We start from the raw sequence: 6,580 nt of genomic DNA, 5'->3' as shown, positions 1-6,580 counted from the left end.
TTCTTCTAATTTTCCCCATAAAAAATCCCCTCCATAATAAACAGTAAAGTAACTTTCTTTCAACTGTCTACTATAAGGGGATCATATCATTACACAAGGTCGTCTTTTTTTAAGGTAAAGTTAAGAAACTATTTATATTATGTATGGCATAAAGAAAGCTCGTTACATGAAGAAGAGACTAGGTGTATGTGAGTGGGGTTTATCAATCATAATGTTATCTCAAGCAGCGATGAGATGTATGTATAGTATTAAAAAAACTAGGGGAATGATGGGAAAGAAAGTATAAGAGGGAGGAATTAATTTTGAAAAAGAAAATGATGACGGTATTCACTATTGGAGTAATGAGTTTAAGTATATTAGGGGGGGCCTCTCCTTCTGAAACACAAAAAGGAAAGACAGATTACACACAGCGCAGTAAAGAACAATTAAATAATGGTAAGATACATGCAGTGCATACAGAAGAAAAAGCAGAGAAACTAGGTATTGAAACGGAAGGAAAAGAACAAATTACACTAGAAAAAGAAATTCATGAAACAGAAGTAGGAAGGGAAGCAGAGCAGTTAGGCATATCGATTGAAGGAAGAGATGTTGGGACACTGTCAGAAGAAATCTATGAAACAAAAGTAAAGCAAGAAGCGTTAAAACTAGGCATATCTATAGAAAATACATCAATTGTAAATTTAATTAATCAAATTAATACGATTAAAATTAATGATGAAGCGGATAAATTAGGTATTTCGACAAATGGAAAAGAAATAGAGGACATTGCAGAAGAAATTTATGGAACGAAAGTAAGAGAGGAAGCAGGGAAGTTAGGTATTTCACCAAAAGGAAAAGAGATAGAAGTGTTAGCACAAGAGGTGTACGAACAAAAAGTGCAGGAAGAAGCAAAAAAATATCATATTGATTTATATGGGAAAGATATATATCAAGTATTAAGAGAAATTAATGAACAAAAGGTGCTACAATTGGCAGATGAGCTTAATATGGACAAAGCGAACATGAATATTCAAGAGCTAACAGAAAAAATAAAAAAAGATCAACCTGAGAGAGAAAAAGAACTAAATTTTGTACCAGTGATTCGAACGGATGCTGACGCATTTTATTCTTATTTAACGAACTAAAAAGGGCGTGAGAGTGATACGGAGGTTTAAGTGGTATATATGTATAGCATTACTAGCTATGGCGGTATGGAGTGTATATACAAATGGAGTTACAAAGTATGTGGAGAAGTTAACATTCTTCAATATACAAAACGGAAAAGAACCGGAATTTAGTAATAATGATGAAAAGGTCATTTTATCAAGTGTACCATTAATTCAGCAACTACCAGAGCTAGATCGAGGCTGTGAAGTGACAAGCTTAGCGATGATGTTACAATACGCTGGTGTTTCAGTGGATAAGATGACATTAGCAAATGAAATAAAAAAAGTTGATTTTATAGATGATGGTGTGCGCGGGAATCCAAATGAAGGATTTGTAGGTAATATTTATACATTTTCTGAATCAGGATACGGTGTATATCATGGGCCACTTTTTCAGTTAGCGGAAAAATATTTACCTAATAAAGCTGTAGACTTAACAGGGAAGAATATAGAAGAAATTTATAAGAGTGTAAAAGCAGGACAACCGGTAGTCATGATCACAAATGCAACATTTGCACCATTAGATGCAGATGAATTTACTACATGGGAAACAAATAGTGGAGATGTTTCAATTACGTATAATGAACATTGTGTAGTGCTTATTGGATATGATAAGGAATTTGTATATATTCGAGATCCTCTTAATGAAAGTTTAGATGTAAAAATACCGAGAGAAAGTTTTGAAAAGGCATGGATGCAAATGGGGAGTCAGGCGATTAGTTATGTGAAAAGCTCTAAATGAATGAGTAAGAAAAGAGATGTAAGGAATTGTAAGAGGAGTTTTTGTGGGGGTTTTTTGTTACGAAATAAGAGAACTTGAACTTATTATATAAGCTGAAGTTCTCTTATTTTTTTATGATTACATCTTTAGAAGGAGTGAATATGTAAAAATGCATAATTGACGAAAAATTTACATGTTATCATTATATATTGTTTTATACATGTTAATTGTATAAAATGACACAAGTATCCACATTACATAAAGGAGGCTTATTATGCAAAAAATATTTAACTGGGTTAAATGTATGAGTATCAATAAAAAATTAATCATTTCATTTTTTATTATTTTAACTATACCAGGAATTATTATCGGTGGTGTTTCATATCAAACTGCCAAAACAAATTTTGAACATCAAATGACAGCTAAAGCAAAGGAGAATATTTCGATTTTAAATACTGTTATTTCTCAAAATATAGAAGAGAAATTTGTTGATGCGACGTACTTTGCAGACATCTTAACAGAGGATACCTATCCAAATGGACAGGAAGAAATAGTAAGAACGAAGCTAGCGCAATATATAAAACTTCATCCAGAAGTAGAAGGTATTTATATTGGAACAGAGACAGGAAAGTTTATAAGAGAACCATTTATCCAAATGGATGGTGGGTATAATCCAACAGATAGATCTTGGTATAAAGAAGCACATGAAAATAAAGGGAAAGTAATTGTTACTGCACCATATCAATCAGCATCTACAAAAAATATGGTAGTGACAATTGCAAAAGAAGTAAAAGATGGTAAAGGTGTTATAGGAATTAACTTAAATCTAGATAACATCTTGAAAATTTCCAAAATGATTAACATTGGTGAAAAAGGTTATGCAGTTATTTTAGATCAAAATAAGCAAATTGTTAGTCATCCATCTAGAAAACCAGGTGCAAAAGTTACTGATCCTTGGATTAAACCAATTTATGAAGAAAAACAAGGAAATGTCTCTTATACAGAACAAGATGATAAAAAGAATTTAATCTTTGCAACAAATGAGAAAACAGGTTGGAAAGTAGTTGGTGTTATGTTCGATGAAGAAATTAACCAAGCTGCCAGTCTAGTGTTTTATAAGACTTTGATTGTCATTGCTATTGCTATTGCATTTGGTAGTATATTAATTTATTTCATTACAAAGTCTATTACAGGGCCATTACGAAAAATAGCTGAATCGGCATATAAAATTAGTAAGGGAGATTTAACAGAGAAAATTACAATCCATTCCAAGGATGACATAGGGAAATTAGGGAATTCATTTAATGAAATGTCTACGTCTTTACAAGATGTTATTATCCAAATTAGCTTTTCAGCAGAACATGTTGCAGCATCGGCTGAAGAGTTAACAGCGAGCGTACAGCAAGCAAATGATGCGACAGATCAAATTACAATTGCGATGGAACAAGTATCAGGTGGGGCTGAGTCACAAAGTCAAGGTGTTGAAGAAGGTGCTGCTACATTACAACAAGTAAATACAGCAATTCAAGATGTAACCGGAAGCGCAGAGTCAATTTCTATTTCCTCATTACATGCCCGTGAAAGAGCTAAAGAGGGAGAAGATTTAGTTGAACAAACCGCAAAACAAATGCAGTCTATTTCTAGGTCGGTATCCGAGTCAGATGCTATTATTAAACTTCTTGATGAGAAATCAAAGCAAGTAGGAGCTATTTCTGAAGCAATTCAAAACATTGCAACTCAAACAAACTTATTAGCTTTAAATGCGGCTATTGAAGCAGCAAGAGCAGGTGAACAGGGACGAGGATTTGCTATTGTAGCAGATGAGGTTAGAAAATTAGCAGAGCAATCAGGAGAGTCATCTGGAGAGATTGCAAATTTAATTGCAGAAATTAAGGCGGATATTGAACATACTGTTAAGGCGATGGATAATGTGAATGGAGAAGTTCAACAAGGCCTTGATGTTGTAACAAAAACGAAAGTAAGTTTTACGGAAATTTTAAGTTCTACTACACATATTGTTTCTCAAGTTAATCAAATGGTAGAAACAACGAAGAGAATTGCTGGAGATGCAAATGAAGTGACAAATGCTATTGATGAAATTGCAGCTGCTGCAGAAGAAAATACAGCTAGTATGCAAAGTGTTGCAGCTTCAACAGAAGAACAGGTTAATTCCATGGAGGAAATTAGTTCAGCTTCGCAAAACTTAGCTGAGATGGCAGAAGAACTACAAGCGATGACTAGTAAATTTAAAGTATAATAACAGCAGATAAGTAAGGTGAAAATAATATCACCTTACTTATTTTTCTATTCAGCAATTAGGGGAGTCATTAACAGGATGAAAAAAAGAAAAAGACTATGGAATTTATGGAAAACGATTACATTGTTAGTTTGTACAGTTGTAATTTTTTCTTTACTTGTGACAGATATATTAATTAGTCATAATGTAGAACGGACGACGGAGGATAGCCAAGCAGAGAAAGCAAAAACAATTGCACACATTGTGGCGAATGATTCGATTGTAATCGATGGTTTGGTTGGGAAAGCAGATACCTCTGCAATCCAAACGTATACAAATAGAATATTACAAAACACAGGTGTTCAATTTATTGTAGTTATGGACATGAATGGAATAAGAAAGTCACATCCAAATCCTCAAAAAATAGGGCATCATTTTATTGGGGGAGATGAAGGGCCTGCATTGAAAGGAAAAGAACATGTATCGTTAGCAGAAGGAACTTTAGGTATTTCCATGCGAGTGTTTGTACCAATATTTTCTGAAACAGGTGAACAACTTGGAGCAGTGGCTGTTGGTATTTCAGCAGATAATGTAAAAGAGAGAGTTAAGGAAAGTAGACATATCATTTATATTGGTGTTGGAGTGGGTGTATTAGTCGGAATTATAGGAGCAATATTGCTAGCTAGACATATAAAGAAAAGTTTATTCGGTCTTGAGCCGCACAGGATAGCAAAAATTCTTGAAGAAAGAAATACGATGCTACAATCTGTAAAGGAAGGTATTATTGCTGTAGATAAAGAGGCTAGAGTAACGTTAATTAATAATGAAGCGAAACGTCTATTTAAAAAAAGCGGACTTGAAGAAGATTTTATCGGTAAAGATGTTGAGTTGTATATGCCAAATTCACGTATAAAAGAAGTATTGCAAACGGGAGAAGTACAATTAAACGAAGAACAAAATATTTATGGAATTACGATTGTGACGAATCGAGTTCCTTTATATGTAAAAGGAGAAATAGTTGGTGCAATTGCAACATTTCGTGATAAAACAGAGATTAGAAAACTAGCAGAGGAACTAACTGGTATTAGACTATATGCAGAAGCATTACGGGCACAATCTCATGAGTTTATGAATAAGATGCATGTCGTATTAGGGCTTACACATATGAAACAGTATGAAGAATTACAGAAGTATATAAGCGGCATGGTATCAGAGCATCAATATGAAATTGGTGGAGTTATGAAAAGAATAAAAAGTCCAGTATTTGCTGGTTTTTTACTAGGTAAGCTCAGCTATGCTAGAGAGAAAAATATAAAATTAATTATAAGTGAAGATTCTTATATGCCGGAAATAGATGATGAAAGTATTACTCATGAACTTATTACGATTGTCGGAAATTTAATTGATAATGCATTAGAAGCAGTGACGAATTGTGAAAAGAAGCAAGTTGAAGTTGAGATACAACATGGGGATATACTAACTATTACAGTACAAGATACGGGAAAAGGTATACAAGAAAAAGAAATAGAGGAATTATTTACGAAAGGTTATTCCACAAAGGGAGATAACCGCGGTTATGGTTTGTATCTTGTAAAAGAAAGTATACAGCGAATAAATGGGGAAATTCATATGCATTCATTAGTAGGAAAGGGAACAACGATAACAATTGAAATACCTAAAGGTAGGGATGAGAGGCAAATATGATTAAAGTTTTAATTGTAGAAGATGACCCGATGGTAGCAATGTTAAATACGCATTATTTAGAACAAGTAGGAGGGTTTGAACTTGTTCAAGCAGTTAACTCAGTAAAGTCAGCGATAGAAGTATTAGAGAAATCACGAGTGGATTTAGTATTACTTGATATTTTTATGCCTGAAGAGACTGGGTTTGAGCTTTTAATGTATATCCGGAACCAAGAAAAAGAAATCGATATAATGATGATTTCAGCTGTACATGATATGGGGAGTATTAAAAAAGCATTACAATATGGAGTTGTAGATTATTTAATTAAACCATTTACATTTGAACGATTTAAAGAGGCATTAACTATATATCGAGAAAAATTTACTTTCATGAAAGAACAACAAAAAATTAGTCAATCGGAATTAGATTCGTTAATTTTACAAAAAGAAAAAAGAGAGCCTACTGTCACGAAAGAGCTTCCGAAAGGTTTAACGAAGCAAACGTTGCAATTAATTTGGCAGAAGATCGAGTCTCTGAATGGAAGAGTATTTACAACAGATGAAATGGCACAATTAGTTGGAATTTCAAGAGTTTCTATTCGAAAATATGTAATGTTTCTGACTGACATTGGGGTGTTAGAAAACGAAATGATGTACCAACATGTGGGAAGACCTGTAAGTAAATTAAGATGTGTTGATCAAAAGAAAATAGAGTTTTACGTATAAGCGACTTAATATAAGTCGCTTATACTTTTTTTAATTACAAAATCAATTACAAAACTTACAAAAACTATTT

The 6,580-nt window shown here is 33.2% G+C and carries 5 protein-coding genes; all 5 read left to right on the top strand.

Going from position 1 to position 6,580, the window contains the following annotated elements:
- Positions 1 to 302 precede the first annotated feature (302 nt).
- Positions 303 to 1,124, top strand: a complete 822-nt coding sequence (locus tag MR169_RS24640) for a transporter (protein ID WP_242320185.1) — start codon at positions 303 to 305, stop codon at positions 1,122 to 1,124.
- A gap of 13 nt (positions 1,125 to 1,137) precedes the next feature.
- Positions 1,138 to 1,887 (top strand): C39 family peptidase, encoded by a 750-nt coding sequence (locus tag MR169_RS24635; RefSeq protein ID WP_242300764.1) that lies wholly within the window; start codon positions 1,138 to 1,140, stop codon positions 1,885 to 1,887.
- Positions 1,888 to 2,140: 253 nt separating this feature from the next.
- Entirely contained in the window at positions 2,141 to 4,123 is a 1,983-nt protein-coding gene (locus tag MR169_RS24630) for a methyl-accepting chemotaxis protein (RefSeq protein WP_242320184.1), read from the top strand.
- A gap of 78 nt (positions 4,124 to 4,201) precedes the next feature.
- Positions 4,202 to 5,806, top strand: coding sequence for a sensor histidine kinase (locus MR169_RS24625; RefSeq protein ID WP_000746420.1), 1,605 nt, complete (start codon positions 4,202 to 4,204; stop codon positions 5,804 to 5,806).
- Complete coding sequence (locus tag MR169_RS24620; protein WP_000598689.1) at positions 5,803 to 6,510, top strand: response regulator; 708 nt, start codon at positions 5,803 to 5,805, stop codon at positions 6,508 to 6,510. Before MR169_RS24625 ends, MR169_RS24620 begins: the two co-directional genes overlap by 4 nt.
- The last annotated feature ends 70 nt before the right edge of the window (positions 6,511 to 6,580 follow it).

The sequence above is a fragment of the Bacillus cereus group sp. BfR-BA-01349 genome (genome assembly GCF_022663795.1).
In the GTDB taxonomy this organism is placed as follows: domain Bacteria; phylum Bacillota; class Bacilli; order Bacillales; family Bacillaceae_G; genus Bacillus_A; species Bacillus_A cereus.
The sequence above is the reverse complement of the archived record's forward strand: the minus strand, read 5'-3'. Positions and strand labels throughout refer to the sequence as shown.

What these genes read in the sequence shown, in the direction of transcription:
- MR169_RS24630 (WP_242320184.1), top strand. Translation starts at nt 2,141, where the DNA reads ATGCAAAAAATATTTAACTGGGTTAAATGTATGAGTATCAATAAAAAA.
- MR169_RS24625 (WP_000746420.1), top strand. Translation starts at nt 4,202, where the DNA reads ATGAAAAAAAGAAAAAGACTATGGAATTTATGGAAAACGATTACATTG.
- MR169_RS24620 (WP_000598689.1), top strand. Translation starts at nt 5,803, where the DNA reads ATGATTAAAGTTTTAATTGTAGAAGATGACCCGATGGTAGCAATGTTA.